The organism is Enterobacter sp. CM29 (assembly GCF_013179605.1).
Taxonomy (GTDB): Bacteria; Pseudomonadota; Gammaproteobacteria; order Enterobacterales; family Enterobacteriaceae; genus Enterobacter; species Enterobacter intestinihominis.
The window spans coordinates 12,384-35,178 of the sequence record NZ_JABMCU010000016.1; the positions used below are offsets into that span (position 1 = coordinate 12,384).

Annotated in this window: 20 protein-coding genes and 6 tRNA genes; 15 read left to right on the plus strand and 11 right to left on the minus strand. The window is 53.5% G+C overall.

Annotated features, from left to right (window positions below; all coding sequences use genetic code 11):
* Nucleotides 1-19 precede the first annotated feature (19 nt).
* Entirely contained in the window at nt 20-985 is a 966-nt protein-coding gene (gene glk / locus HP459_RS03795; protein ID WP_022648928.1) for a glucokinase, read from the minus strand.
* 205 nt (nt 986-1,190) lie between these two features.
* Here glk and HP459_RS03800 point away from each other — a divergent pair, with 205 nt between their 5' ends.
* Nucleotides 1,191-2,426: an ion channel protein gene (locus HP459_RS03800; protein WP_038416469.1), complete on the plus strand. Its 1,236-nt coding sequence runs from the start codon at nt 1,191-1,193 to the stop codon at nt 2,424-2,426.
* Here the strand turns inward: HP459_RS03800 and ipdC are convergent, their stop codons facing one another.
* Nucleotides 2,427-4,085: an indolepyruvate decarboxylase gene (gene ipdC / locus HP459_RS03805; protein ID WP_022648930.1), complete on the minus strand. Its 1,659-nt coding sequence runs from the start codon at nt 4,083-4,085 to the stop codon at nt 2,427-2,429. It abuts the gene before it with no gap.
* A gap of 186 nt (nt 4,086-4,271) precedes the next feature.
* Between ipdC and mgrA the strand changes: the two genes are divergently transcribed.
* Nucleotides 4,272-5,270 (plus strand): L-glyceraldehyde 3-phosphate reductase, encoded by a 999-nt coding sequence (mgrA, locus tag HP459_RS03810; RefSeq protein ID WP_022648931.1) that lies wholly within the window; start codon nt 4,272-4,274, stop codon nt 5,268-5,270.
* Between the two features lie 126 nt (nt 5,271-5,396).
* On the plus strand, nt 5,397-5,744 hold the full coding sequence (gene ypeC, locus HP459_RS03815) for a DUF2502 domain-containing protein YpeC (RefSeq protein WP_022648932.1): 348 nt from the start codon (nt 5,397-5,399) through the stop codon (nt 5,742-5,744).
* Between the two features lie 33 nt (nt 5,745-5,777).
* On the opposite strand, the gene HP459_RS03820 is transcribed toward ypeC, so the two are convergent.
* Nucleotides 5,778-7,016, minus strand: coding sequence for an Nramp family divalent metal transporter (locus HP459_RS03820; RefSeq protein ID WP_022648933.1), 1,239 nt, complete (start codon nt 7,014-7,016; stop codon nt 5,778-5,780).
* A gap of 345 nt (nt 7,017-7,361) precedes the next feature.
* Here HP459_RS03820 and nupC point away from each other — a divergent pair, with 345 nt between their 5' ends.
* Entirely contained in the window at nt 7,362-8,549 is a 1,188-nt protein-coding gene (nupC, locus tag HP459_RS03825; RefSeq protein ID WP_022648934.1) for a nucleoside permease NupC, read from the plus strand.
* Nucleotides 8,550-8,594: 45 nt separating this feature from the next.
* Here the strand turns inward: nupC and HP459_RS03830 are convergent, their stop codons facing one another.
* The 3 genes from HP459_RS03830 to HP459_RS03840 all read right to left on the minus strand — a co-directional run bounded on the left by HP459_RS03830 (nt 8,595) and on the right by HP459_RS03840 (nt 11,187).
* Nucleotides 8,595-10,784: an EAL domain-containing protein gene (locus HP459_RS03830; protein ID WP_022648935.1), complete on the minus strand. Its 2,190-nt coding sequence runs from the start codon at nt 10,782-10,784 to the stop codon at nt 8,595-8,597.
* Between the two features lie 210 nt (nt 10,785-10,994).
* Nucleotides 10,995-11,070 (minus strand) — tRNA-Ala (locus HP459_RS03835).
* 41 nt (nt 11,071-11,111) lie between these two features.
* A tRNA-Ala gene (locus HP459_RS03840) sits at nt 11,112-11,187 on the minus strand.
* A gap of 217 nt (nt 11,188-11,404) precedes the next feature.
* Here HP459_RS03840 and HP459_RS03845 point away from each other — a divergent pair.
* Both HP459_RS03845 and HP459_RS03850 read left to right on the plus strand, forming a co-directional pair.
* Nucleotides 11,405-11,767 (plus strand): YfeC-like transcriptional regulator, encoded by a 363-nt coding sequence (locus HP459_RS03845; RefSeq protein WP_022648936.1) that lies wholly within the window; start codon nt 11,405-11,407, stop codon nt 11,765-11,767.
* Nucleotide 11,768: 1 nt separating this feature from the next.
* On the plus strand, nt 11,769-12,155 hold the full coding sequence (locus HP459_RS03850) for a YfeC-like transcriptional regulator (RefSeq protein WP_032622330.1): 387 nt from the start codon (nt 11,769-11,771) through the stop codon (nt 12,153-12,155).
* Nucleotides 12,156-12,206: 51 nt separating this feature from the next.
* Here HP459_RS03850 and gltX read toward each other — a convergent pair whose 3' ends face one another.
* Entirely contained in the window at nt 12,207-13,622 is a 1,416-nt protein-coding gene (gene gltX, locus HP459_RS03855) for a glutamate--tRNA ligase (RefSeq protein WP_171935953.1), read from the minus strand.
* A 258-nt stretch (nt 13,623-13,880) separates the two neighbouring features.
* Between gltX and HP459_RS03860 the strand changes: the two genes are divergently transcribed.
* The 5 genes from HP459_RS03860 (at nt 13,881) to HP459_RS03880 (ending at nt 14,737) form a co-directional block, all read left to right on the plus strand.
* Nucleotides 13,881-13,956, plus strand: a tRNA-Val gene (locus tag HP459_RS03860).
* Nucleotides 13,957-13,997: 41 nt separating this feature from the next.
* Nucleotides 13,998-14,073, plus strand: a tRNA-Val gene (locus tag HP459_RS03865).
* A gap of 29 nt (nt 14,074-14,102) precedes the next feature.
* Nucleotides 14,103-14,178 (plus strand) — tRNA-Val (locus tag HP459_RS03870).
* Nucleotides 14,179-14,182: 4 nt separating this feature from the next.
* Nucleotides 14,183-14,258 (plus strand) — tRNA-Lys (locus HP459_RS03875).
* 137 nt (nt 14,259-14,395) lie between these two features.
* Nucleotides 14,396-14,737 (plus strand): FlxA-like family protein, encoded by a 342-nt coding sequence (locus tag HP459_RS03880; RefSeq protein ID WP_022648939.1) that lies wholly within the window; start codon nt 14,396-14,398, stop codon nt 14,735-14,737.
* On the opposite strand, the gene HP459_RS03885 is transcribed toward HP459_RS03880, so the two are convergent.
* The gene (locus tag HP459_RS03885; RefSeq protein ID WP_032676151.1) at nt 14,728-15,669 is read right to left on the minus strand and encodes a LysR family transcriptional regulator; all 942 of its coding nucleotides are present in this window, start codon (nt 15,667-15,669) and stop codon (nt 14,728-14,730) included. The two genes, HP459_RS03880 and HP459_RS03885, sit on opposite strands and share 10 nt — an antisense overlap.
* Before the next feature lie 89 nt (nt 15,670-15,758).
* Here HP459_RS03885 and HP459_RS03890 point away from each other — a divergent pair, with 89 nt between their 5' ends.
* On the plus strand, nt 15,759-16,754 hold the full coding sequence (locus HP459_RS03890) for a bile acid:sodium symporter family protein (protein ID WP_022648941.1): 996 nt from the start codon (nt 15,759-15,761) through the stop codon (nt 16,752-16,754).
* On the opposite strand, the gene HP459_RS03895 is transcribed toward HP459_RS03890, so the two are convergent.
* From HP459_RS03895 to zipA, 3 genes are all read right to left on the minus strand, one after another.
* Nucleotides 16,751-16,966: a DUF3820 family protein gene (locus HP459_RS03895; protein WP_003861328.1), complete on the minus strand. Its 216-nt coding sequence runs from the start codon at nt 16,964-16,966 to the stop codon at nt 16,751-16,753. The two genes, HP459_RS03890 and HP459_RS03895, sit on opposite strands and share 4 nt — an antisense overlap.
* A 1-nt stretch (nt 16,967) precedes the next feature.
* Nucleotides 16,968-18,983 carry an NAD-dependent DNA ligase LigA gene (ligA, locus tag HP459_RS03900; RefSeq protein WP_032623825.1) on the minus strand — a complete coding sequence of 672 codons (2,016 nt, stop codon included), beginning with the start codon at nt 18,981-18,983 and terminating at the stop codon, nt 16,968-16,970.
* Between the two features lie 68 nt (nt 18,984-19,051).
* Nucleotides 19,052-20,083, minus strand: a complete 1,032-nt coding sequence (gene zipA / locus HP459_RS03905) for a cell division protein ZipA (protein ID WP_171935954.1) — start codon at nt 20,081-20,083, stop codon at nt 19,052-19,054.
* 229 nt (nt 20,084-20,312) lie between these two features.
* Here zipA and cysZ point away from each other — a divergent pair, with 229 nt between their 5' ends.
* The 3 genes from cysZ (at nt 20,313) to ptsH (ending at nt 22,784) form a co-directional block, all read left to right on the plus strand.
* Entirely contained in the window at nt 20,313-21,074 is a 762-nt protein-coding gene (gene cysZ / locus HP459_RS03910; RefSeq protein ID WP_022648944.1) for a sulfate transporter CysZ, read from the plus strand.
* Nucleotides 21,075-21,237: 163 nt separating this feature from the next.
* Nucleotides 21,238-22,209 carry a cysteine synthase A gene (cysK, locus tag HP459_RS03915; RefSeq protein ID WP_171935955.1) on the plus strand — a complete coding sequence of 324 codons (972 nt, stop codon included), beginning with the start codon at nt 21,238-21,240 and terminating at the stop codon, nt 22,207-22,209.
* Nucleotides 22,210-22,526: 317 nt separating this feature from the next.
* Nucleotides 22,527-22,784, plus strand: coding sequence for a phosphocarrier protein Hpr (gene ptsH / locus HP459_RS03920; RefSeq protein WP_000487600.1), 258 nt, complete (start codon nt 22,527-22,529; stop codon nt 22,782-22,784).
* Nucleotides 22,785-22,795 lie beyond the last annotated feature (11 nt).

Genomic DNA, 22,795 nt, shown 5'->3' on the forward strand with positions numbered 1-22,795 from the left:
CAGGAGAGGGAGACGGATGTCAGAGGATCTGGCCAAGTACCTGACGCAGATGCGCCCCGGAGCCAAGCAAGCCCGGATTGTCGTGGACAATCAGGTAAACCGGAATGTCCTGCACGTAACTCTTGAAGCGGCCTTTGTCTTCAAAGCCACCACGGAAACCGGAGGCGGTAAAGAAATCGAGGAAGCGCGGCACGATCCCGCCCGCAATATAGACCCCGCCAAAGGTGCCGAGATTCAGGGCCAGGTTGCCGCCGAAACGCCCCATAATGACGCAGAACAACGACAAAGCACGACGGCAGTCAATACAGCTGTCGGCCAGCGCGCGTTCGGTCACATCTTTAGGCTGCAGATTTTCCGGCAGACGACCGTCTGATTTTACAATCGCCCGATACAGGTTCACCAGACCCGGACCAGAAAGCACGCGCTCGGCCGACACGTGACCAATCTCGGCGCGTAGCTCCTCAAGAATAATGCCCTCTTCTTCGCTGTTCGGCGCAAAATCCACGTGGCCGCCCTCACCCGGCAGGCTGACCCAGCGTTTGTCGACGTGAACCAGGTGCGCCACCCCCAGACCGGTTCCGGCACCGTAAACAGCAATGGGCTTGCCTTCAACCGGGGCCGTACCGCCGAACTGAATCAGATGCTCAGGTTTAAGCATTGGGATAGCCATGGAAACCGCAGTGAAATCGTTGATAATTTCAAGGTGCGAGAAGCCGAGGTTTTTCCGCATTTCGGCAATTGAAAAGGCCCACGTGTGGTTGGTCATCGCCACCCAGTCGCCGGTGATCGGACAGGCGATGGCGATACAACCGTCTTCAACGCTCACTTTATGCTCTTCAAGATAGACGCGAACTACCGCTTCCAGGCTTGGGTAATCCAGCCCTGAATAGGTTTTCGCCTGAGAAATTTCACCGCTGTTTACATCGCACAGGGCAAGGCGCGCGTTGGTGCCGCCTACATCACCTACCAAAGCATACTTTGTCATTCTTCTACTGCTCCGCTAAAGTCAGAATAAATCTTTGGGACACTGTAAATTCAAGGCGTGATAACAACAACGACCAGAAGGTGACTGCCCATGGATTATCGATCTTCGTCACATAATAACTTTACCGTTTCAGCACCTTTTGCACTATTGCCACAATGCTGATTGTGCAAAGTAACGTTAAGCCGTTTTGTACAAGGAAATCATCATGCTCCATCCGCGAGCCAGAACCATGCTGTTATTGGCTGTCCCGGCGCTAATTATTGGCGTAGCGTCGAGCCTGGTGCTCATCGTCGTCATGAAAGTAGCGGCAGTGCTGCAAACGATTTTATGGACCGCGCTGCCGGTTAAACTTGGCATCAGCACTGACTCGCCAGGGTGGATCATGATGATGCTGACCCTGACCGGAATTGCCGTAGGTCTGGTGATCCGCTATAGCCCGGGCCATGCCGGGCCGGACCCGGCACTGGAACCCTTGATTGGTGCGCCAGTATCTCCCTCTGCTCTGCCGGGGCTTGTTATCGCGCTGATTATCGGTCTTGCGGGCGGCGTAAGTCTCGGGCCTGAACATCCCATTATGGCGGTTAATATCGCGCTGGCGGTCTTTCTGGGAGCGCGTCTTTTCCCGCGCGTTGGCGCGCTGGACTGGACGATTCTGGCTTCCGCCGGTACCATCGGGGCACTGTTTGGTACCCCAATAGCGGCTGCGCTCATCTTTTCGCAAACGCTCAGCAGCGACAATGATGTGCCGCTGTGGGATAAACTCTTTGCGCCATTGATGGCCGCCGCAGCAGGGGCCCTCACGACCAGCCTGTTTTTCCATCCTCATTTTTCACTCCCCATCCCCCACTATGGCCAGATGCAACTCACCGATATTGTCAGCGGTGCCGTCGTCGTCGCGATAGCCATTGCGCTGGGAATGATCGCAGTGTGGTGTCTTCCGCGCCTGCATCGTCTGATGCACAGGCTGAAGCATCCGGTGCTGATTCTGGGTATGGGCGGTTTTATTCTGGGCGTTTTAGGCGCTATCGGCGGGACGGTTACGCTGTTTAAGGGTCTGGACGAGATGCAGCAACTGGCCTTCAGCCAGGTCTTTAGCGTCTCCGATTATCTGCTGTTCGCGCTGGTAAAACTGGCGGCGCTGGTGATCGCTGCAGCCTGTGGTTTCCGGGGAGGACGGATCTTCCCGGCGGTATTTGTTGGCGTCGCGCTGGGGCTGATGCTGCATGAGCACGTCGACGCTGTCCCTGCGGCGATTACCGTCTCCTGCTCCATTCTGGGGCTGGTACTGGTGGTAACGCGCGATGCATGGCTGAGTCTGTTTATGGCGGCCGTTGTGGTGCCGGATACCACGCTTCTGCCGCTCCTTTGTATCGTGATGTTGCCCGCCTGGCTCCTGCTGGCGGGCAAACCGATGTTGATGGCATGGCGAAACGACAGGTAATCAGGCGTTATTGCGCGCCTCCAGCGCTTTGGTCAGCGCGCTCAGCAGCGGCGGAATATCGGCTTTCGGCAGCATCACCTCGATCAGCGATAGTCGCTCGTGGTGTGCTACTTTATCCAGCACCTCCGCCAGTGTTTCCGCTTCGCTGACGCGCCAGCATTCTGCCTCTGGCGCCAGGCTCAGCGCCTGCGGGATCTGCGTCCAGTTCCAGAGGGCAATATCGTTATAGCGCTGCTCCGGCCCGTGGATGGCTCTCTCAACCGTGTATCCCTCGTTGTTAAGCACCAGAATAATCGGGCGCTGCTTGTCGCGCAGCATCGATCCCAGCTCCTGAATGGTCAACTGCGCGGCACCGTCACCCGTCAGGACAATCACGCGTCGGTTCGGACACGCTGTTTGCGCGCCAAACGCCGCCGCGAGCGTGTAGCCGATCGATCCCCAAAGCGGCTGGACGATAAAGTTCACGTCTGCCGGTAAACGCAAATCGATAGCGCCGAAAGCAGACGTCCCCTGGTCAGCCAGAATAATGTCTCCGGGGCGAATAAACGTTTGCAGGGTACGCCAGAAGCTCTCCTGAGTCAGCGCCCCTTCGATAGTGGGGAAAGAAGAGCTGCTGTGATCAGATGGCGCTCGCGTATCACGTACATGCGTTTTGCACAGCGCTGTCAGCGTTTCAATGGCCTCCCTCATCGGGATACCCGTAAACCAGACGTCGCCGACGCGGGACGCGTGGGGCTGAACCTCTATCGTCTGATCTGGCGTCAGCTGGTGGGTAAACCCGGCTGTGAGCGTATCGGTAAAGCGCGTGCCAATGCACAGCACCGTATCAGCCCCCTCGATTGCCTCTTTGACCGCCGCGGCGCTCGCCGATCCGCTGTAGGTGCCATAAAAACCGCTCTGTCGTTCGTCAAAAATGCCCTTGCCCATCAGCATGGTGGCGTGTGCCATCGGCACCTCTTTCACCCACGTCTGAAGGGCCGCGCGCAAACCGTGGCGCAGCACCAGGAAGTCCGCTAACAGCGCGGTGCGTTTGCTCGTTGACAAACGCTTTTCGGCAGCCTCACGGAACGCTTGCATGCAGGCTGAATCGGCCGGTGCGGAGTTAAGAGTGAGAGCGCTTACAGGGGGCGTAGCGGCTTTTTTCGCCACATCGGCGGGCAGCATCAGGTAGCCCGGACGGCGCTCCCGCAGCATGGTGGTCAGGACTCTGTCAATTTCATAGCAGGCGTTTTGTTCGGTAAGCACCGCCTGTGCAACGGTGATGGGTTCGCTCATGTGGTAGAAATGGCGGAACTCGCCGTCGCCTAAGGTGTGGTGCAGTAACTCTCCTCGCTGCTGCGCCGCCATACCCGGGGCCCCTACAATATGGAGGACGGGGACATGTTCGGCAAAGCTGCCCGCCACACCGTTCATGGCGCTTAACTCCCCAACGCCGAAAGTCGTCAGGAGTGCGGCAAATCCCTTACAGCGGGCATAGCCGTCTGCGGCGTAAGACGCGTTCAGCTCGTTGGCACAGCCCACCCAGCAGATGTCCGGGCTGTCTATCACATGGTCGAGAAACTGCAGGTTATAGTCGCCCGGCACGCCAAACAGATGATCGGCACCGCAATCTGTTAGTCGGTCCAGCAGGTAATCGGCGACGCAATAGGGGGTACGCATATTATAGGTGTCCTTCTGACGTTGACCTCACTCTGAGTATTAAATAAGCGTGAAGGGTGTCCAGAATTGGCGACAATCAGGGGCTGGAAAGAATGCTTTACGAAAAAAGCTGAGCTATGCTCATTTTCTTCAGGTTAGTGTAAACGCATACACTGATTTTTCTTTCCAGCGCCAGAGGTCTCGCTCATGGGTTATCAACCTGACAAAAATCGTTACCAGACAATGCAATATCGCCGCTGTGGACAAAGCGGCCTCAAGCTTCCCGCCATCTCGCTGGGGCTTTGGCATAATTTTGGCGACGCGACGCTGCTCGAAAACAGCCGTCAACTTTTACAGCGCGCCTTCGATTTGGGTATTACACATTTTGACCTTGCCAATAATTACGGCCCACCTCCTGGTTCAGCCGAACGCAACTTCGGGCGCATCCTGCAGGAGGATTTCCTGCCCTGGCGCGATGAGCTAATCATCTCCACCAAAGCGGGCTACACCATGTGGGACGGGCCTTACGGCGACTGGGGCTCGCGTAAATATCTGATTTCCAGCCTGGACCAGAGCCTCAGGCGTATGGGGCTGGAGTACGTTGATATCTTCTATCACCACCGCCCCGATCCACAAACGCCGCTACGTGAAACGATGAAAGCGCTTGACCATGTGGTGCGCCAGGGCAAAGCGCTGTACATCGGCCTGTCCAACTACCCGGCAGAACTGGCGCGGCAGGCGATTGAAATACTGGAAGATCTGGGCACGCCCTGTCTAATCCACCAGCCGAAGTACTCCATGTTTGAACGTGCACCTGAAGAGGGGTTGCTGGACGTGTTGCAGCAAAATGGGGTGGGATGTATCCCCTTCTCTCCCCTGGCGGGCGGACAGTTGACCGATCGCTATCTGAACGGCATCCCGGCAGATTCTCGCGCAGCAAGCGGCAGTAAGTTCCTTAATCCGGAACAGGTCACCGACAAAAAGCTGGAAAAGGTACGCAAGCTGAATGCGCTGGCGGAAAAACGGGGGCAAAAGCTTTCGCAAATGGCACTGGCCTGGCTCCTGCGCCACGATGCGGTGACATCCGTGCTCATCGGCGCAAGCAAAACCGGACAAATTGAAGATGCTGCAGGCATGCTTGAAAATCGTCATTTCTCCGCAGAAGAGCTGAAGACGATAGAAGCGATCCTGTCCAGTTCAGATTAAAAACACTTTTAGCAAAAAGTGCTCTCGTTCATGATTTAGGAGTTGAGGCGATGAAACGAATGTTTACCAACTCGTAAAATTGCGTTAACAGGTCGCACAGCGGCCCCGATCGTGAAGGAGAAGAGTATGTTCAGGTCACTGATTCTTGCAGCGGTACTACTGGCTTCGGCCCCGCTGGTCGCCAATGCGGGCGAAATCACCCTGTTGCCATCGATTAAATTACAAATTGGCGATCGTGATGACTACGGCAGATACTGGGACGGTGGCTACTGGCGCGACCGTGACTACTGGCACCGACATTATGAGTGGCGTAAAAACCGCTGGTGGAAACACGATAACGGCTATCACCGTGGCTGGGATAAGCGTAAGGCCTACGAGCGCGGCTACCGCGAAGGCTGGAACGATCGTGACGACCGCCGTGGCGGCAGGGGTCACGGAAAAGGCAGAGGCCATGGTCACGGCCATCACCATTAACAGCTAAAAGGAGCCTCACGGCTCCTTTTTCTTTTACAGGCCTGCTGCTGTGCCTATCAGCAACCACATGTTTAACGCCACCACCACGACCACAATGGCCCACCCGGCGCGTTTCACCCACATCGAATTCACCAGATCGCCCATCAGCGATTTGTTGCTGGTGAATATCAGTAGCGGCACCAGCGCCAGCGCAATACCGAAACTCAGCAGCACCTGACTCATCACCAGAATGCGGGTCGGATCCAGCCCCATCAGAATTACAATAAAGGAAGGCAGCATCGTTACCGAACGGCGAACCCACAGTGGAATATGGAAACGTACGAACCCCTGCATCACCACCTGCCCGGCCAGTGTCCCCACAACCGTAGAGGAAAGTCCCGCAGCAACCAGGCTTAAACCAAAAATAGTGGCAGCGGCATGGCTCAGCAACGGCTCCAGCGTCAGGTACGCCTGGTCGAGATCGGCAACCCCGGTATGCCCGTTAAAGTGAAACGCGGCGGCGGCAGTCGCCATCATCGCCAGATTCACAAATCCGGCAATGGTCATCGCAATTGCCACATCCCATTTCGAGGCGGAGTAGCGCTCTTTACTCGTCCCGCCGTGCAGATTTTGGGTTAAAGAAGAGTGCAGATAAATTACGTGCGGCATAATGGTCGCCCCCAGCACCCCGGCGGCCAGAAATACGGCTTCAGAGGTGGGTAACGACGGGATCACCATCCCTTTCGTCAACTGCACCAGATTCGGCTGGGAGAAAATCAGCTCAACAATATAGGCGGCAGCGACGAACAGCAGCAGGCCGCCGATGACTTTCTCCAGCGGTTTTTGTCCCCGCCTCTGGAGCATCAAAATAAGGAACGTGGCGATACCGGTCAGCACGGCGCCCTGTAGCAGGGAGACGCCCAGAATAAGCTTAAAGCCGATCGCCGCCCCGATAAACTCGGCGAGATCGGTGGCCATGGCGATAATTTCCGCCTGGACCCAGTAAAACCATACCGCCGGACGCGGATAGTGATCGCGGATTTGCTCCGCCAGGTTTTTCCCGGTGGCAATACCCAGCTTCGCGGAAAGCATCTGAATCAGCATCGCCATCAGGTTGGCCCACACCACAACCCACAGCAGCTTATAGCCGAAACTGGCCCCGGCCTGAATATTGGTCGCAAAATTACCCGGATCGATGTAGCCAATCGCGGCAATGAATGCAGGTCCCATTAATGCGAACCGCAGCTTGCGTGCCGCCCTGCCGCTGCTACTCTCTACGCGACTATTCGTCATTTCTGCCTCTGGAAATATAGCCTGTGCTATGTTTTATGCTATCAAAATGAGAATGATTATCAAGTTCATTTGTAATGGTTAACATGATTACTCTGATAGCCAGGGACAATAGACAGGCAGGTGGAGCAAGGTCACAGAATGTGAAAATGCGCAGACATTTGTGAAGCGTAGCACACAAACTTAACTTTTCACTCATTTACCTAACATAACAAAAATGTATTGTTGATCACTATTTTTGAGACTCGTCACAGGATGTAACTATAGTGTGGGCTTGATCTCGTTTTCTTTGTGCTTGTTACATAGAATGTGCACGGAAATTAAACCTGCCTCATATTTGGAGCAAATATGGACCGCGTCCTTCATTTTGTCCTGGCACTCGTTGTCGTTACTGCACTCGCATTGCTGGTCAGCACTGACCGCAAAAATATTCGTATTCGCTATGTTGTCCAGCTGCTGGTCATTGAAGTTTTACTTGCGTGGTTCTTCCTGAACTCCAACGTAGGCCTCGGCTTCGTGAAAGGCTTCTCCGAAATGTTCGAAAAACTGCTCGGATTTGCCAACGACGGGACTAACTTTGTCTTTGGCAACATGAACGATCAGGGTTTGGCCTTCTTCTTCCTGAAAGTGCTCTGCCCTATCGTCTTCATCTCTGCCCTGATCGGGATCCTCCAGCACATTCGTGTTCTGCCGGTGGTTATCCGTGCAATCGGCTTCCTGTTATCGAAAGTTAATGGCATGGGCAAGCTGGAATCCTTTAACGCAGTCAGCTCGCTGATCCTGGGTCAGTCTGAGAACTTCATTGCGTATAAAGATATCCTCGGCAAGATGTCCCGTAACCGCATGTACACCATGGCGGCGACAGCAATGTCTACCGTTTCCATGTCTATCGTGGGCGCGTATATGACTATGCTGGAACCTAAATACGTGGTTGCAGCGCTGGTTCTGAATATGTTCAGCACCTTTATCGTTCTTTCGCTGATTAACCCGTACCGCGTGGATGCCAGCGAAGAGAACATTCAGATGTCAAACCTGCACGAGGGACAGAGCTTCTTCGAAATGCTGGGTGAATACATTCTGGCGGGTTTCAAGGTTGCGATTATCGTTGCCGCGATGCTGATTGGCTTTATCGCACTGATCGCTGCGCTGAACGCCCTGTTTGCGGCCGTACTTGGTATTTCGTTCCAGGGTATTCTGGGCTATATCTTCTACCCGGTCGCCTGGGTAATGGGTGTGCCCGCTCACGAAGCGTTGCAGGTGGGCAGTATCATGGCAACGAAACTGGTATCCAATGAATTCGTGGCGATGATGGATCTTCAGAAGATTGCCAGCACGCTCTCCCCGCGTGCGGAAGGGATCCTGTCCGTCTTCCTGGTCTCCTTCGCGAACTTCTCTTCCATCGGTATTATCGCTGGTGCGATTAAAGGCCTGAACGAAGAGCAAGGTAACGTCGTTTCTCGCTTTGGCCTGAAGCTGGTTTACGGTTCAACGCTGGTGAGCGTCCTGTCTGCCTCTATCGCAGCATTGGTGCTGTAATCCATACCGCTCAATGAAAACCGGGAGCCATCGCTCCCGGTTTTTTTATGTCTCCAGCGCCGTCAGGGGCAGTGGTTTACCAATCAAATAGCCCTGCAAATAATCAACGCCGTATCGCAGCAACATCTCGCGTTGTTCAGCCGATTCCACATATTCAGCCACCACACAAAGCGATTTCGTTTTTGCCATGTTGCAAATGGACTGCACGATCATCGCATCCATGCTGTCGGTGCAGATATCTTTCACGAAGCAGCCATCGATCTTAATGATATCGGCCTCCAGTCGCTTCAGGCGCTCAAAGTTGGCATAGCCGGTACCAAAGTCATCGATAGCAATGCGGAAGCCATAATCCCGCAGCTGCTGGATATTGTTGATGCTGCTTCCCGAGTCAGAGAAAGCCTGTTCCTCGGTGATCTCAATGACGATATCTTGCGGTGCAACGGCGTAGCGTTCAAAAAGCGCGATGATCTCAGCTGCAATCTCGTTCTGCATCAGCGTCAGCGGCATCAGATTAACGGAGAACCGCGTTCCGGCCCGTCCGGATGGATGACTGCGCATCCACATCAGCAATTTTTCCACCACGTTCAGGTCGAATCGGTGGCTCAGGTTGAACTGAGCAATCAGCGGAATAAAGCGGTCAGGGGTGATGATCTCACCATCACTTTCAAGACGCGAAAGGATTTCAAAGTACCCTTCTCCGCGCGCGTTGTGAATTGGCTGCGCGTAAAGATGGAGACCACCGATATCAAGGGCGCGTTTTATACGGGCCAGCATTAGCACCCTGTCCGTCGTATGACCAGAAACATCATCCAGACTGTTGGTTAACGCAAGGACGTTATGCCCGGAACAGGACTGCTCGGACAGCCAGCTCAACTGACCCAGCGTGTGATGCACGCTTTCTCCATTTGGCACTTCCCCCCAGGAGGCACCAAACTCAATGTCGAGCTCAGTCTTGTTCCAGATAATTTTACGGCTGTTCAGATGGTCAACCATAAATTGCAGACGTTCAGCCGTGCCCGGTCCCAGCAAGACCAACATCAGTTCACTGCCTGGTAACTGGAAGAGCTTCTCGTCTTTTTGCAATAACGGCTGCAGCGACGCGGTGATCATCTTTTTACAGTGCACGCGCATGAGGATGCCGTAGTGACGGCTCAGGAATTCCAGATTATCCAGACGCAAGCAGCAGACTTTGGCCTCAGGATGATGCTGTAGAAAAACTTCCAGCGCACGAATGTTAGGCAGACCGGTGAGCGGATCGGTAAGCGCCCTCTCCTGCCACCCCTGTTTAAGCCATTCACTTTTCTGATAGATCTGCGACATGTAAAGGAGGCAGATAGCGAAAGAGATGAGTACCGACAGAATAAAGGAGAGCGAGTGGCCCGATTCAACGCCATTGAGAAAATTATAATTATAGGTCAACAACATGAGCGCTGAGGCTGCCCAGAATAAAGAGATGAGCGCATAGCTCAAACGACCAATACCCAGGGTAAAAAGAATGAAAACGGTCGGCATCAAATAACCCGCAATAAACTGCGACTCAAAAGGCGCGCATAAAATAGCGATCATTGAGACCAACAGCATCAGCCACACAACGATAAATAACGCTTTTTTGTTGCAAAAGAGGGGCTTCACGCTTCGCCGCCAGAATGTTCGGGCATAGCGAGGATTAATAATCATTCTTAATGGATAATAGAACATCATGGTGAAAATCAGGGCGGCGCAAATCAGACTCTGAATATCGATAACGTTATAAATTGCAGAGCCTTCGCCGAAATAGGAGGAGATTGTTACCGGGAAATCAAATAAATACCCCGCCAGATACATCGATAATTTGATGCCCACAGGCACCATAAATCCGAGCCATAAAATACGTATACCAATGTACTTATTCGGCATGCTGTGGCGCCAGCGCTTGCCCAGCATCAAACGGATAACGCCACAGGCGGCGAAGACGGAAAACGTCTGACAACATAATAAAACGATAGATTGTAGCGGGGCTAAATCAAAGTAATAAGCATTAGTAACACTAAAACTTAGCAACAAAGGAATGATTGCCCGTCGTCCAAATAACAACACGATGGCGAGCATGGCGCTTAAGGGCAGCCACGCTAAATAAACATCATTTTCGTTAACGATAGCGCGCGGAGAGATATAACGGGAAAAGGGGATCGCAATCAGGCTTAGCGCCAGGGCAATCATAAATATTTTTACATTATTGTAAATTTTTCTATTCATTAATCCGGGTAATCTATTTAACCATCGTCTTATTGACCGGATCGATAATAGGTTTATTAATTGGACGAATCAAGTTTAGGTCTATTTATGGACTTATTTATTGATTTGGATTGAGGTGAGGTATAGAAAATGACGTTAATTGCAACAAAAACAGTCTAAATATTTTACAAGATATAAAAAACCCCCGTCTGACGACGAGGGTTTAAATTTTGGTGGAGCTAAGCGGGATCGAACCGCTGACCTCTTGCATGCCATGCAAGCGCTCTCCCAGCTGAGCTATAGCCCCACATGTTACTTTACCTACCGTACTCTGTTGGGTTCAGAGTTTGGTGGAGCTAAGCGGGATCGAACCGCTGACCTCCTGCATGCCATGCAGGCGCTCTCCCAGCTGAGCTATAGCCCCATCGTAAAGCTGTCATGTTGACGGGCGGCATAATATGAATTCCGCCGCACAGTGTCAACGGCAAATTCAACCTCAGCCTTTCAACCGCCGAAAAATCATGCAAATGAATCACTTTGCGAGTCTGCTCGCAGCCAGGAGTTAAGCTTGTCACGTTTTCACGTAAAACGGTGCTATAAAATGAACCACTAATTAACCCCACAGATATTCAGGAAATTGTATGATCAAGGAACGAATGACGCCAGAAGAGTTAGCCCTGCTGACTGGCTATAGCCGACAGACCATCAATAAATGGGTACGCAAAGAGGGTTGGATTACATCGCCAAAGCCAGGCGTTCAGGGCGGCAAGGCGCGTCTGGTACACGTCAATGAAAAAGTGCGCGACTTTATTCGCAGCGCACGCAGGGTAACAGAGTCGCCGGAAATGCCAGAAAAGGCGTACCACGAAGGCTCGCTTCACGCCCTGCTCCTGACGCTGGCGAATGAAATGACGCCGGATGAGCAAAAGCAGATGACATCTCTGTTACTGCGGGAAGGGATTACCGGATTGTTACAACGCTTAGGGATTCGCGACCAACGCTAATATGAAAAGATTACGCAGCAAAATGACCACGGAAGAGCTGGCGGACAGTCTGGGCGTCGCCCGACAAACCGTTAATCGCTGGATACGACAGAAAGGATGGAAAACGGAGGGTATCAACGGTGTAAAAGGCGGAAGAGCGAGGGTGATATGTATTGATGCGCACGTTAAGGAGCACATCATTAGCCTTCCCGCCATTCGTAACAGTCGGGCTGTTTACCATGTGGCAGAAAGCCCTTCACTCTATGGCGTGGCGACCTCATCCAGCCTGCTTCCACAAATTATCGACTCGCTGGAAAACATGACAACTGTCGAACAGGAACGTTTGCACAAGCTGCTCGCTCGCGAAGGTTTGCAGGGTTTTCTCACGCGTCTTGGTATTGCTGAATAACAGACATAAAAAACGGCAGGTTACCCTGCCGTTATTTGTATTTCACGAGCATTACTGCTGGCTTTCGCGCTCAGCAATAAAGCCCAGCGCCTTGTTGATACGCGCAACGCTACGTGATTTGCCAATGGCATGAACGGTCACGTCCAGCGCCGGAGACTGGCCTGCCCCCGTCACCGCAACGCGCAGCGGCATACCGACTTTACCCATGCCAATTTCCAAGTCATCAGCGGTTGCCTGAATCGCGTGGTGAACATTTTCTGCAGTCCATTCGGTAATGGCTTCGAGTTTATCTCGCACCACTTCCAGCGGCTGACGCGCAACCGGACGCAGGTGTTTCTTGGCCGCATCGGCGTCGAACGCGTCAAACTCTTCATAAAAGTAGCGGCAGCTCTCGGCGATCTCTTTCAGCGTTTTGCAACGCTCGCCAAGCAGCTTCACCAGATCCGCCAGTTCAGGGCCCGTACGGGTATCGATGTTTGCCTGCTCAATGTGCCATTGCAGATAAGTCGCCACATACTCTGGCTGCATGGTATTGATGTAGTGATGGTTCAGCCACAGCAGTTTGTCAGTGTTGAACGCGCTGGCTGATTTGCTTACCGAGTTCAGAGAGAAAAGCTCGATCATCTCTTCGCGGCTGAAGATCTCCTGGTCACCATGAGCCCAGCCCAGACGCACCAGATAGTTCAGTAGCGCTTCCGGCAGATAGCCGTCATCACGGTACTGCATCACGCTCACCGCGCCATGACGTTTGGACAGCTTTTTACCGTCGTCACCGTTGATCATCGATACGTGCGCATACACCGGTACAGGCGCGTTCAGCGCTTTCAGAATGTTGATCTGACGCGGGGTGTTATTGATATGGTCTTCACCACGGATCACGTGAGTGATTTCCATATCCCAGTCGTCCACAACCACGCAGAAGTTATAGGTTGGCGAGCCGTCAGTACGACGAATGATGAGGTCATCCAGCTCCTGGTTGCTGAATTCGATCGGGCCACGGATCTGGTCATCAAAGATAACAGAGCCATCCTGCGGGTTAGCAAAACGCACTACGCAAGGCTCATCAGCAGCATGCTCGCTGTGGTCATGACGGCAACGACCGTCATAACGCGGTTTTTCGCCTTTTGCCATTTGCTCTTCGCGCAGCGCATCCAGACGCTCCCTTGAGCAGTAGCACTTATAGGCCGTGCCTGCGACCAGCATCTCGTCAATTACGGCGTTATAGCGGTCAAAACGTTTGGTCTGGAAGTATGGGCCTTCGTCCCACTCCAGATTCAGCCAGTTCATCCCATCCATAATGGCTTCAATTGCTTCCGGCGTTGAGCGCTCCAGGTCGGTGTCTTCAATACGCAGCACAAACTCACCTTTGTTGTGGCGTGCGAAAAGCCAGGAGTAGAGAGCAGTACGTGCACCACCGACATGCAGATAGCCTGTCGGGCTCGGCGCGAAGCGAGTTTTGATTTTCATGAAATGGCCTTACGTTATAAAGATGCCGGTAATCGGCAAATCCTGGGAAGAAAACAATGGGCAATATTCTATCACTGTGGGCCGATTCCTCAATGTCGATCACTTTATCCGGTTCGAGATTGCTGTTTTTGTTTAGAAATCATGCACCACAGTCCGTTTTGCGATCGTTTTGACTAATTTTACGACGAACGAATAAAAACTTTAGAAAATGCGTTGACTCATTTTCAACTCTCCCTATAATGCGACTCCACACAGCGGGGGTGATTAGCTCAGTTGGTAGAGCATCTCCTTTACACGGAGGGGGTCGGCGGTTCGAGCCCGTCATCACCCACCATCTACTTCGGTAGACTCGCAGTGTAGATAAGAATTGAGATTGGGCGATTAGCTCAGTTGGTAGAGCATCTCCTTTACACGGAGGGGGTCGGCGGTTCGAGCCCGTCATCGCCCACCATTCTCACCTTATCGTAGCAGTTCCGAAATGGGCGATTAGCTCAGTTGGTAGAGCATCTCCTTTACACGGAGGGGGTCGGCGGTTCGAGCCCGTCATCGCCCACCATTTCGGGTCGTTAGCTCAGTTGGTAGAGCAGTTGACTTTTAATCAATTGGTCGCAGGTTCGAATCCTGCACGACCCACCAATGTAAAAAAGCGCCCTAAAGGCGCTTTTTTGCTATCTGCGATATAGCACATCCCCATTGCAGCCAAACCGCTTGTTTTACTCAAGCTCACGCCTTCTTTGCCGATACCTCTATTTTATGGCGAAAAGGATCTCAATATGACAACTCTTAAGCCCGTTTCTCTGTCGGCGATGGAAATCGGCAGCGTAGATAACAGCTCCGGCGGAAACGACATTGCTTCACAGATCACCCGTCTGACCAAACAGATAACGAAAGTCACTCAGCAACTCAAAGAAGTCGCCATGGGTGATGCCACAGCGGAAGAAAAGCAAAAGCAGCAAGAATTGCTCGAATCTCAGCTGGCTATGTTGCAGGCACAGCTGGCGCAATTGCAGCGTCAGCAGGCAGAAGAGGCGATGCCAAAACAGGAAAGCGGTCAGGCCGTGGCGGAAGGCGTCAATAAACCCTCCGCAGAACATCAGATTGATATCTATATCTGATCATTGGTTTCGTTAAAAAGTGGATCGCGCGTGCGGGCCTCCATCAGACGCCTGGCCTGCATACGCACCACATCCCAGCAGGCATGAGCCGCTCCGGAAAGAGACCTGTTTTTACGGCGTACCAGCATCAGCTGGCGTTCAATACAGGGCAGGAAACGCTTCACCGTTAAACGACTTCCCTGCGGCAGTGGCAGCGCCAGCGCAGGCAGAACGCTGATCCCAATCCCCGCTTCGACCATGGGGAAGAGCGTGGCAGGATGCCCAATCTCCTGCACAATGGTTGCCTTTACGCCCTGTGCGGCCAGTGCGGCATCTATCAGCGGGCGGCTACCTGATGCATAATCCTGTAACACCAGGTTTGCCCCCTGTAAGGCTTGCCAGGCCACCTGCGACAGCGATGCCAGAGGATCATCATCGCGGCAGAGCAATAAAAAGGGTTCCGAGAGTACCACTTCACATTCCAGGTCGCTTACCGCTCCGGGATCGATAACAATCCCGAAATCCACATCCCCCTGACGAATACTCTCCAGTACCCACTGCTGCGGCCTGTCGTGCAAAACAAAATCGATATCCGGATAGCGGTGATTACTTTCAGCGATGCACTGGGGAATAAGATGCGCCGAAATCGTCTGGCTCGCCGCCACTCTCACGGTACCGGAAAGCTGTTGTCCAAGCCGTCCGACGTCTCTCAGCGTACTGTTCAGTTCATCAAGCAGCCTTTCCAGACGCGTTGCCAGCTGATGTCCCGCTTCGGTGAGCACCACTTCGCGCGTCGTGCGGTCGAGCAGTTTCACGCCGGTTTGAGTTTCCAGCTCTTTCACGCTATGGCTCACCGCCGACTGGCTGAGGCCAATCATCTCCCCTGCCCGACTGAAGCTGTGGGCCTGCGCGACGGTGACGAAAACACGAAGCTGACGTAGTGAATAATTCATCTGTTTAATTCATGAATGGATGCAATAAATCAATTTTATTTCTCAAAGGGAAGAAAGCACAATAGCGGCATCTGTTTTCAGGAGTGATTATGAAACTTTTTCGTATCCTTGATCCGTTTACGCTGACCCTGATTGGTGTCGTCTTGCTGGCCTCGTTCTTCCCGGCGCGGGGCGGTTTCGTTCCGGTCATTGAAGGGCTGACCACGGCAGCCATTGCCCTGTTGTTCTTTATGCATGGCGCCAAACTCTCCCGGGAAGCCATTATTGCAGGCGGTAGCCACTGGCGACTGCACCTCTGGGTAATGTGCAGCACCTTTATCCTCTTCCCTGTTCTGGGCGTGCTGTTTGCCTGGTGGGCGCCGGTGAATGTCGATCCGGCACTCTATACCGGTTTCCTTTATCTGTGCATTTTGCCGGCCACCGTGCAGTCTGCTATTGCCTTTACCTCGCTGGCGGGCGGCAACGTCGCGGCGGCGGTATGTTCTGCTTCGGCTTCCAGCCTGCTCGGGATCTTTGTTTCACCGCTGCTGGTCGGTCTGCTGATGAACATGCATGGTGCAGAAGGTAATCTGGAGCAGGTGGGTAAAATTTGTCTGCAACTGCTACTGCCGTTTGTGCTCGGACACTTATCCCGCCCCTGGATTGGGGCGTTTGTGGCGAAACACAAAAAATGGATCGGGAAAACGGACCAAAGCTCCATTCTGCTGGTGGTTTACACGGCCTTCAGCGAAGCCGTGGTGAACGGCATCTGGCACAGAGTGGGCGCAGGATCGCTGCTGTTTATTGTGGTGGTAAGCATTGTTCTGCTGACCATTGTGATCGCGGTTAACGTCTTTGTGGCCCGCAAATGCGGCTTCAATAAGGCCGATGAAATCACCATCGTATTCTGTGGATCGAAAAAGAGCCTGGCCAACGGGATCCCGATGGCCAATATTCTGTTCCCGACGTCGGTCATTGGGATGATGGTACTACCGCTGATGATTTTCCATCAGATCCAGCTGATGGTGTGTGCGGTACTGGCGCGGCGTTACAAGGCACAGACTGAAAAGCTGGCGCAGGAAGAGACCCGCGCCGCGAAAGTTTAAGGACGTTTCAGGGGCTGCACCAGCTGGGTCAGCCCCTCTGTTTTGATCAGTAATGTGATAGCCATCAGCTCGCCAAGACGCCCGGCAGGAAACTCATCCTTACGGGCAAACCACAGCAGATATTCTTCCGGTAAATCAATCAGCCTGCGGCCCTTATATTTACCGAACGGCATCTCCGTATTGGCGATCTCAACGAGCTGCTCTTTTTCCACATCACTCTCCTAAAAGGCGCATCATTTCCGCTTCATCGATCACCTCGATGCCGAGCTCCTGCGCTTTTGCCAGCTTCGAACCGGCCGCTTCCCCGGCGATCACCAGGTCGGTTTTCTTTGACACGCTTCCCGCCACTTTTGCCCCAAGCGCCACCAGGCGCGCTTTCGCGTCATCACGCGAGAGCTGGCTCAGACTGCCGGTCAGCACCACCGTTTTACCGGCAAACGGGCTGTCGATCTCTTCTGCATTAACCACTACCGGTGCGGGCCAGTGAATGCCCTGTTCCAGTAATTTACCGATCACTTCACGGTTGCTCTCTTCGGCGAAGAAGTTGAAGACGTGGGTAGCGACCACTATACCAACGTCAGGGACTTTCTGTAGTTCGTCGATGGTGGCTTTCTCAAGAGCCTCCAGCGTGCCGAAATACGCCGCCAGCCCTGCCGCCGTCGCCTCTCCGACTTCACGAATGCCGAGCGCGTAAAGGAAACGGGCAAAGGTAGTATTTTTGGCCGCCTCGAGCGCATTGACCACGTTCTGGGCAGATTTCGGCCCCATACGATCAAGACCGGTCAGCTTACCTGCCGTCAGGGTAAAGAGGTCCGCTGGCGTATGCACATACTCTTTCTCAACTAACTGGTCGATGATCTTGTCACCCATTCCGTCGACGTCCATCGCCCGGCGGGAGACAAAGTGCTTCAGGGACTCTTTACGCTGCGCGCCGCAGATTAACCCGCCCGTACAGCGCGTTACCGCTTCACCTTCCACGCGCTCAACGTCCGAACCACATACCGGACAATGGGCAGGAAACTCGATGGCACGGGTATCGGCAGGACGTTCTGATTCCACTACGTTAACCACCTGCGGGATCACATCGCCCGCGCGGCGAATCACCACTTTGTCACCAATTCGCAGCCCCAGACGGGCAATTTCATCGGCGTTATGCAGCGTAGCGTTACTGACCAGCACGCCAGCCACCTGCACAGGCTCCAGACGCGCCACAGGCGTAATCGCACCCGTACGTCCTACCTGAAATTCCACGTCGCGAACGAAGGTCATCTGCTCCTGCGCCGGGAACTTAAAGGCCACTGCCCAGCGTGGCGCCCGGGCAACAAAACCCAACTGTTCCTGCAATGCCAGGGAGTTAACCTTGATCACTACGCCATCAATATCAAACCCAAGCGTGGGACGATCTTCTTCAACCTTGTGATAGAACGCCAGCACCGCCTCTGGAGAGTCGCAAAGCTGCACGCGGTTGCTTACCGGCAAACCCCACTCTTTGAACTGCATTAAACGACCCAGGTGGGTATCCGGCAGGTCACCGCCTTCCAGGATCCCGACGCCGTAGCAGAAGAAAGTAAGCGGTCGCTTCGCGGTGATACGCGGATCGAGCTGGCGCAGCGAACCTGCCGCCGCGTTACGCGGGTTTGCAAACACTTTACCCCCGGTACGACGCGCTTCTTCATTGATCTTCTCAAAGCCCGCCTGCGGAAGGAAAACTTCCCCGCGCACTTCCAGCCGCGCAGGAATATTATCGCCACGCAGCTTCAGCGGGATCGCACGAATGGTGCGCACATTGGTGGTGATGTCTTCCCCGGTAGTGCCGTCACCGCGCGTTGCGGCACGTACCATCACGCCGTTCTCATAAAGAATGCTGACGGCCAGACCATCCAGTTTTAGCTCGCAGCACCAGCTCAGATTGTCGACGCTCTTCAGGCGATCCTGCACGCGCTTGTTGAAAGCCAGAAAACTCTCTTCATCAAACACGTTATCCAGCGACAGCATCGGCACTTCGTGGCGCACCTGGCTGAAAGCACCCAGCGGTTCCGCGCCGACGCGCTGCGTTGGGGAATCAGGCGTAATCAGTTCGGGGTGCTGCGCTTCCAGCTCGCGCAGTTCACGCATCAGGCGGTCATATTCCGCATCCGGCACTTCCGGTGCGTCCATAACATGATAGAGATATTCATGATGGCGAAGCGTGGTTCGCAGTTCAGTAAGTTGTTGTTCGATTGAGTCCATATCGCACCATCAATGAGAAAAACCCCCGACAGGCGGGGGTTGAGGAGGAGTTGAAGTAAACGCGACGATTACGCGTTAGCTTCCTTAACTTCGCGGATGCGGTCCTGATATTCGCGCAGTTTCTGCGGCGTCATCATACGACGCTGATCGTCGAGCACAACACCGCCCACTTCGTCGGCGATGTGCTGAGCGGACTGTAGCATCAGCTTAAAGTTTTGCAGCTCGTCACCGTAGGACGGCACCTGCATAAAGATCGTAACCCCAGGCGTGACGAAATCACCGGTCATTTCCGGGTCAAACGTGCCTGGATTGACCATATTGGCCAGGCTGAACAGCGCCGGACCGCTGCCGTCAGGACTAAGGTGGCGATGGAAAATATTCATGTCGCCGAACTTAAAGCCTGCCTGTTGGATGCTGTTGAGCAGCACGTCACCGTTCAGATGGGTGCCATGATGAGCAGCCACATTCATGATGATTACCGCTTCTTTACGCTGCGGCTTTTCAACAACCGGTTCTGGCTCAACAACAGGCTCAGGCTCAACGCGCGGAGCGGGCTGTGGCGCAGGCGGTGCAGATTCAGGCTGCGGTTGTTCTACCGGCTGCGGCTGTTGCACTGGCTGTGGCTGATGCACTGGCTGTGGCTGATGCACTGGCTGTGGCTGATGCACTGGCTGTGCAGGCTGTTGCACAGGTTGCTGCTGTACAGGCTGTGGCGCAACGGGCTGCTGTTGCACAGGCTGCTGCGACGGATGACGAACAGGTTCTTCCACTGGCGGCGGCGCTGGCTGGCGCGGCTGGGCAGAGGCATACGGTGGTTGATACTGGTGCTGCGGAGCGCGGGGAGCTTCATGCTCTCCATGCGCTGCGCCGGGCGCAGTATTGACCCGATGAACACGAACTTCACCCACGCCGTCGTCGTCAAGACCGTCGATGTCGTCTTCAACGTCATCGTCTTCGCGACTGGACTTCATGCGCTTCAGTGGACGATCGCGAAACATAGAGGAACGCTCTTTACGGCTGGTCCAGAAACCATGTACCAGTAAAGCGATTATGGCGATCGCGCCAACAATGATTAATATCAGACGCAAATCCTGCATCATTATATTCTCTGTTGTTCTAACACCTTGCCACCACGGCAAACATTTACTCACTAAGAGTATTTGCCGTTTACGTCAAGTGCAAGTGTATGCAGAGCATTCACAGCATAAAGATGAACTAAATCGTGCTTTTTGCTGGTTTTTCGAACATTTCCGAACTGGTCATTGGCCCGTAACTGGATAATATAGGCGGGCAATTCCACTGGTTGTGTAAAAAGGAGTACAGCCTGGTATGGTTTCAACATCTTCTTCTGCCCCACGTAGCGGGGTCTGGTACTTTTCTCAGGGCTGGAAACTGGTCTCCCTGCCGGGCATTCGACGCTTCGTTGTTTTGCCGTTACTGATCAACATTATTCTGATGGGGGGCGCGTTCTGGTGGCTGTTCACCAGACTGGAAAGCTGGATCCCTTCCCTGATGAGCTATGTGCCGGACTGGTTACAGTGGTTGGACTACCTGCTCTGGCCGATTGCGGTTATCTCCGTGCTGCTGGTTTTCGGCTATTTCTTTTCGACGATAGCTAACTGGATAGCCGCGCCGTTCAACGGTCTGCTGGCCGAACAGCTGGAAGCGCGCCTGACCGGTGCGGCGCCGCCTGACACGGGCGTACTGGGGATCGTGAAAGATGTCCCCCGCATCATGAAGCGCGAATGGCAGAAGTTTGCGTGGTACCTGCCGCGGGCGATTGTGCTGCTCATCCTTTATTTTGTACCCGGGATCGGCCAGACGGTCGCACCCGTGCTGTGGTTCCTGTTCAGCGCCTGGATGCTTGCTATCCAGTACTGTGATTATCCGTTCGATAACCACAAAGTGCCGTTTAAAGAGATGCGCACTGCCCTGCGCACTCAGAAGGTTGCCAATATGCAGTTTGGTGCCCTTACCAGCCTGTTCACCATGATCCCTTTCCTGAATCTGTTCATCATGCCCGTTGCCGTTTGCGGCGCGACGGCGATGTGGGTGGACTGCTACCGTGCTAAGCACGCGTTATGGAAGTAATGCAAAAATGTGTAAAAGAGGGATGGCTTATGCCGCCCCTTATTCCATACTGATCCCCATTATTTCCTTGCAGCATATAGATATGCGATTTCCTTACTTCCCCATACTTGTTCAACAGGTATGCTGGGTCGGTATCCCAATTTCATACAGTTAAGGACAGGCCATGAGTAAGATTTATGAAGACAACTCGCTGACTATCGGTCATACGCCCCTGGTTCGACTGAACCGTATCGGTAATGGACGCATTCTGGCGAAGGTCGAATCTCGTAACCCAAGCTTCAGCGTTAAATGCCGTATCGGTGCGAATATGATTTGGGATGCTGAAAAGCGTGGCGTGCTGAAACCTGGCGTTGAGCTGGTTGAACCCACCAGCGGCAATACCGGTATCGCCCTGGCCTATGTTGCGGCGGCGCGCGGCTATAAGCTGACGCTGACTATGCCTGAAACCATGAGTATTGAGCGCCGTAAGCTGCTGAAAGCGTTGGGTGCGAATCTGGTCCTCACGGAAGGCGCGAAAGGCATGAAGGGCGCGATTCAGAAGGCCGAAGAAATCGTCGCCAGCGATCCTGCAAAGTATCTGCTGCTCCAGCAGTTCAGCAACCCGTCCAACCCGGAAATTCATGAGAAAACCACCGGCCCGGAAATCTGGGAAGATACCGACGGTCAGGTTGATGTGTTTATCTCCGGCGTAGGCACCGGCGGTACGCTGACCGGGGTGTCTCGCTATATTAAAGGCACGAAAGGTAAAAAAGATCTGATTACCGTTGCCGTTGAGCCAACCGACTCTCCGGTTATCGCTCAGGCGCTGGCAGGCGAAGAGATCAAACCAGGTCCGCACAAAATCCAGGGTATCGGCGCTGGCTTTATTCCAGGCAACCTCGATCTGAAGCTGATCGATAAAGTGGTCGCAATCACCAATGAAGAAGCCATCTCCACGGCGCGTCGCCTGATGGACGAGGAAGGCATTCTGGCGGGTATCTCTTCCGGTGCGGCGGTTGCTGCAGCTCTCAAACTGCTGGAAGACGAAACCTTTACCAACAAGAATATTGTGGTTATCCTACCGTCTTCGGGTGAGCGTTACTTAAGCACAGCACTGTTTGCCGATCTGTTCACAGAGAAAGAACTGCAACAGTGATGCCAGCATGTTAAAAACGCGTAAAAAAGCACCTTTTCAGGTGCTTTTTTGTGGCCTGCTTCAAAGTTTTACCCCTCCTGGCATTGCTTCACCCCGTTGGGTCTGGTATTTAAACCAGCAATTATTTTGATGCGCGAAATTAATCGGTGAACGAAATAGCGCTGCTGAATCGATTTTATGATTTGGTTCAAGTCTTGCTTTCACTGCATAATGTTTAATGACGATTGAAACGTCAGCGCTAACTATACAGGCTAAAGTTAAGTCGCCAGGCTAGACTTTAGTTCCACAACACTAAACCTATAAGTTGGGGAAATACAATGTTCCAGCAAGAAGTTACCATTACCGCTCCGAACGGTCTGCACACCCGCCCTGCTGCTCAGTTTGTTAAAGAAGCGAAAGGCTTCACTTCTGAAATCACTGTGACTTCCAACGGCAAAAGCGCTAGCGCAAAAAGCCTGTTCAAGCTGCAAACTCTGGGTCTGACTCAGGGTACCGTTGTTACCATCTCCGCTGAAGGTGAAGACGAGCAGAAAGCAGTTGAGCATCTGGTTAAGCTGATGGCTGAACTCGAGTAAGTTTACCGGGT

What these genes read in the sequence shown, in the direction of transcription:
- HP459_RS03890 (WP_022648941.1), top strand. Translation starts at nt 15,759, where the DNA reads ATGAAACTTTTTCGTATCCTTGATCCGTTTACGCTGACCCTGATTGGT.
- HP459_RS03820 (WP_022648933.1), bottom strand. Translation starts at nt 7,016, where the DNA reads ATGACGAATAGTCGCGTAGAGAGTAGCAGCGGCAGGGCGGCACGCAAG.
- HP459_RS03885 (WP_032676151.1), bottom strand. Translation starts at nt 15,669, where the DNA reads ATGAATTATTCACTACGTCAGCTTCGTGTTTTCGTCACCGTCGCGCAG.
- HP459_RS03845 (WP_022648936.1), top strand. Translation starts at nt 11,405, where the DNA reads ATGATCAAGGAACGAATGACGCCAGAAGAGTTAGCCCTGCTGACTGGC.
- HP459_RS03800 (WP_038416469.1), top strand. Translation starts at nt 1,191, where the DNA reads ATGCTCCATCCGCGAGCCAGAACCATGCTGTTATTGGCTGTCCCGGCG.
- zipA (WP_171935954.1), bottom strand. Translation starts at nt 20,083, where the DNA reads ATGATGCAGGATTTGCGTCTGATATTAATCATTGTTGGCGCGATCGCC.
- glk (WP_022648928.1), bottom strand. Translation starts at nt 985, where the DNA reads ATGACAAAGTATGCTTTGGTAGGTGATGTAGGCGGCACCAACGCGCGC.
- cysZ (WP_022648944.1), top strand. Translation starts at nt 20,313, where the DNA reads ATGGTTTCAACATCTTCTTCTGCCCCACGTAGCGGGGTCTGGTACTTT.
- gltX (WP_171935953.1), bottom strand. Translation starts at nt 13,622, where the DNA reads ATGAAAATCAAAACTCGCTTCGCGCCGAGCCCGACAGGCTATCTGCAT.
- cysK (WP_171935955.1), top strand. Translation starts at nt 21,238, where the DNA reads ATGAGTAAGATTTATGAAGACAACTCGCTGACTATCGGTCATACGCCC.
- HP459_RS03830 (WP_022648935.1), bottom strand. Translation starts at nt 10,784, where the DNA reads ATGAATAGAAAAATTTACAATAATGTAAAAATATTTATGATTGCCCTG.
- HP459_RS03850 (WP_032622330.1), top strand. Translation starts at nt 11,769, where the DNA reads ATGAAAAGATTACGCAGCAAAATGACCACGGAAGAGCTGGCGGACAGT.
- ptsH (WP_000487600.1), top strand. Translation starts at nt 22,527, where the DNA reads ATGTTCCAGCAAGAAGTTACCATTACCGCTCCGAACGGTCTGCACACC.
- ligA (WP_032623825.1), bottom strand. Translation starts at nt 18,983, where the DNA reads ATGGACTCAATCGAACAACAACTTACTGAACTGCGAACCACGCTTCGC.
- nupC (WP_022648934.1), top strand. Translation starts at nt 7,362, where the DNA reads ATGGACCGCGTCCTTCATTTTGTCCTGGCACTCGTTGTCGTTACTGCA.
- HP459_RS03880 (WP_022648939.1), top strand. Translation starts at nt 14,396, where the DNA reads ATGACAACTCTTAAGCCCGTTTCTCTGTCGGCGATGGAAATCGGCAGC.
- mgrA (WP_022648931.1), top strand. Translation starts at nt 4,272, where the DNA reads ATGGGTTATCAACCTGACAAAAATCGTTACCAGACAATGCAATATCGC.
- ypeC (WP_022648932.1), top strand. Translation starts at nt 5,397, where the DNA reads ATGTTCAGGTCACTGATTCTTGCAGCGGTACTACTGGCTTCGGCCCCG.
- ipdC (WP_022648930.1), bottom strand. Translation starts at nt 4,085, where the DNA reads ATGCGTACCCCCTATTGCGTCGCCGATTACCTGCTGGACCGACTAACA.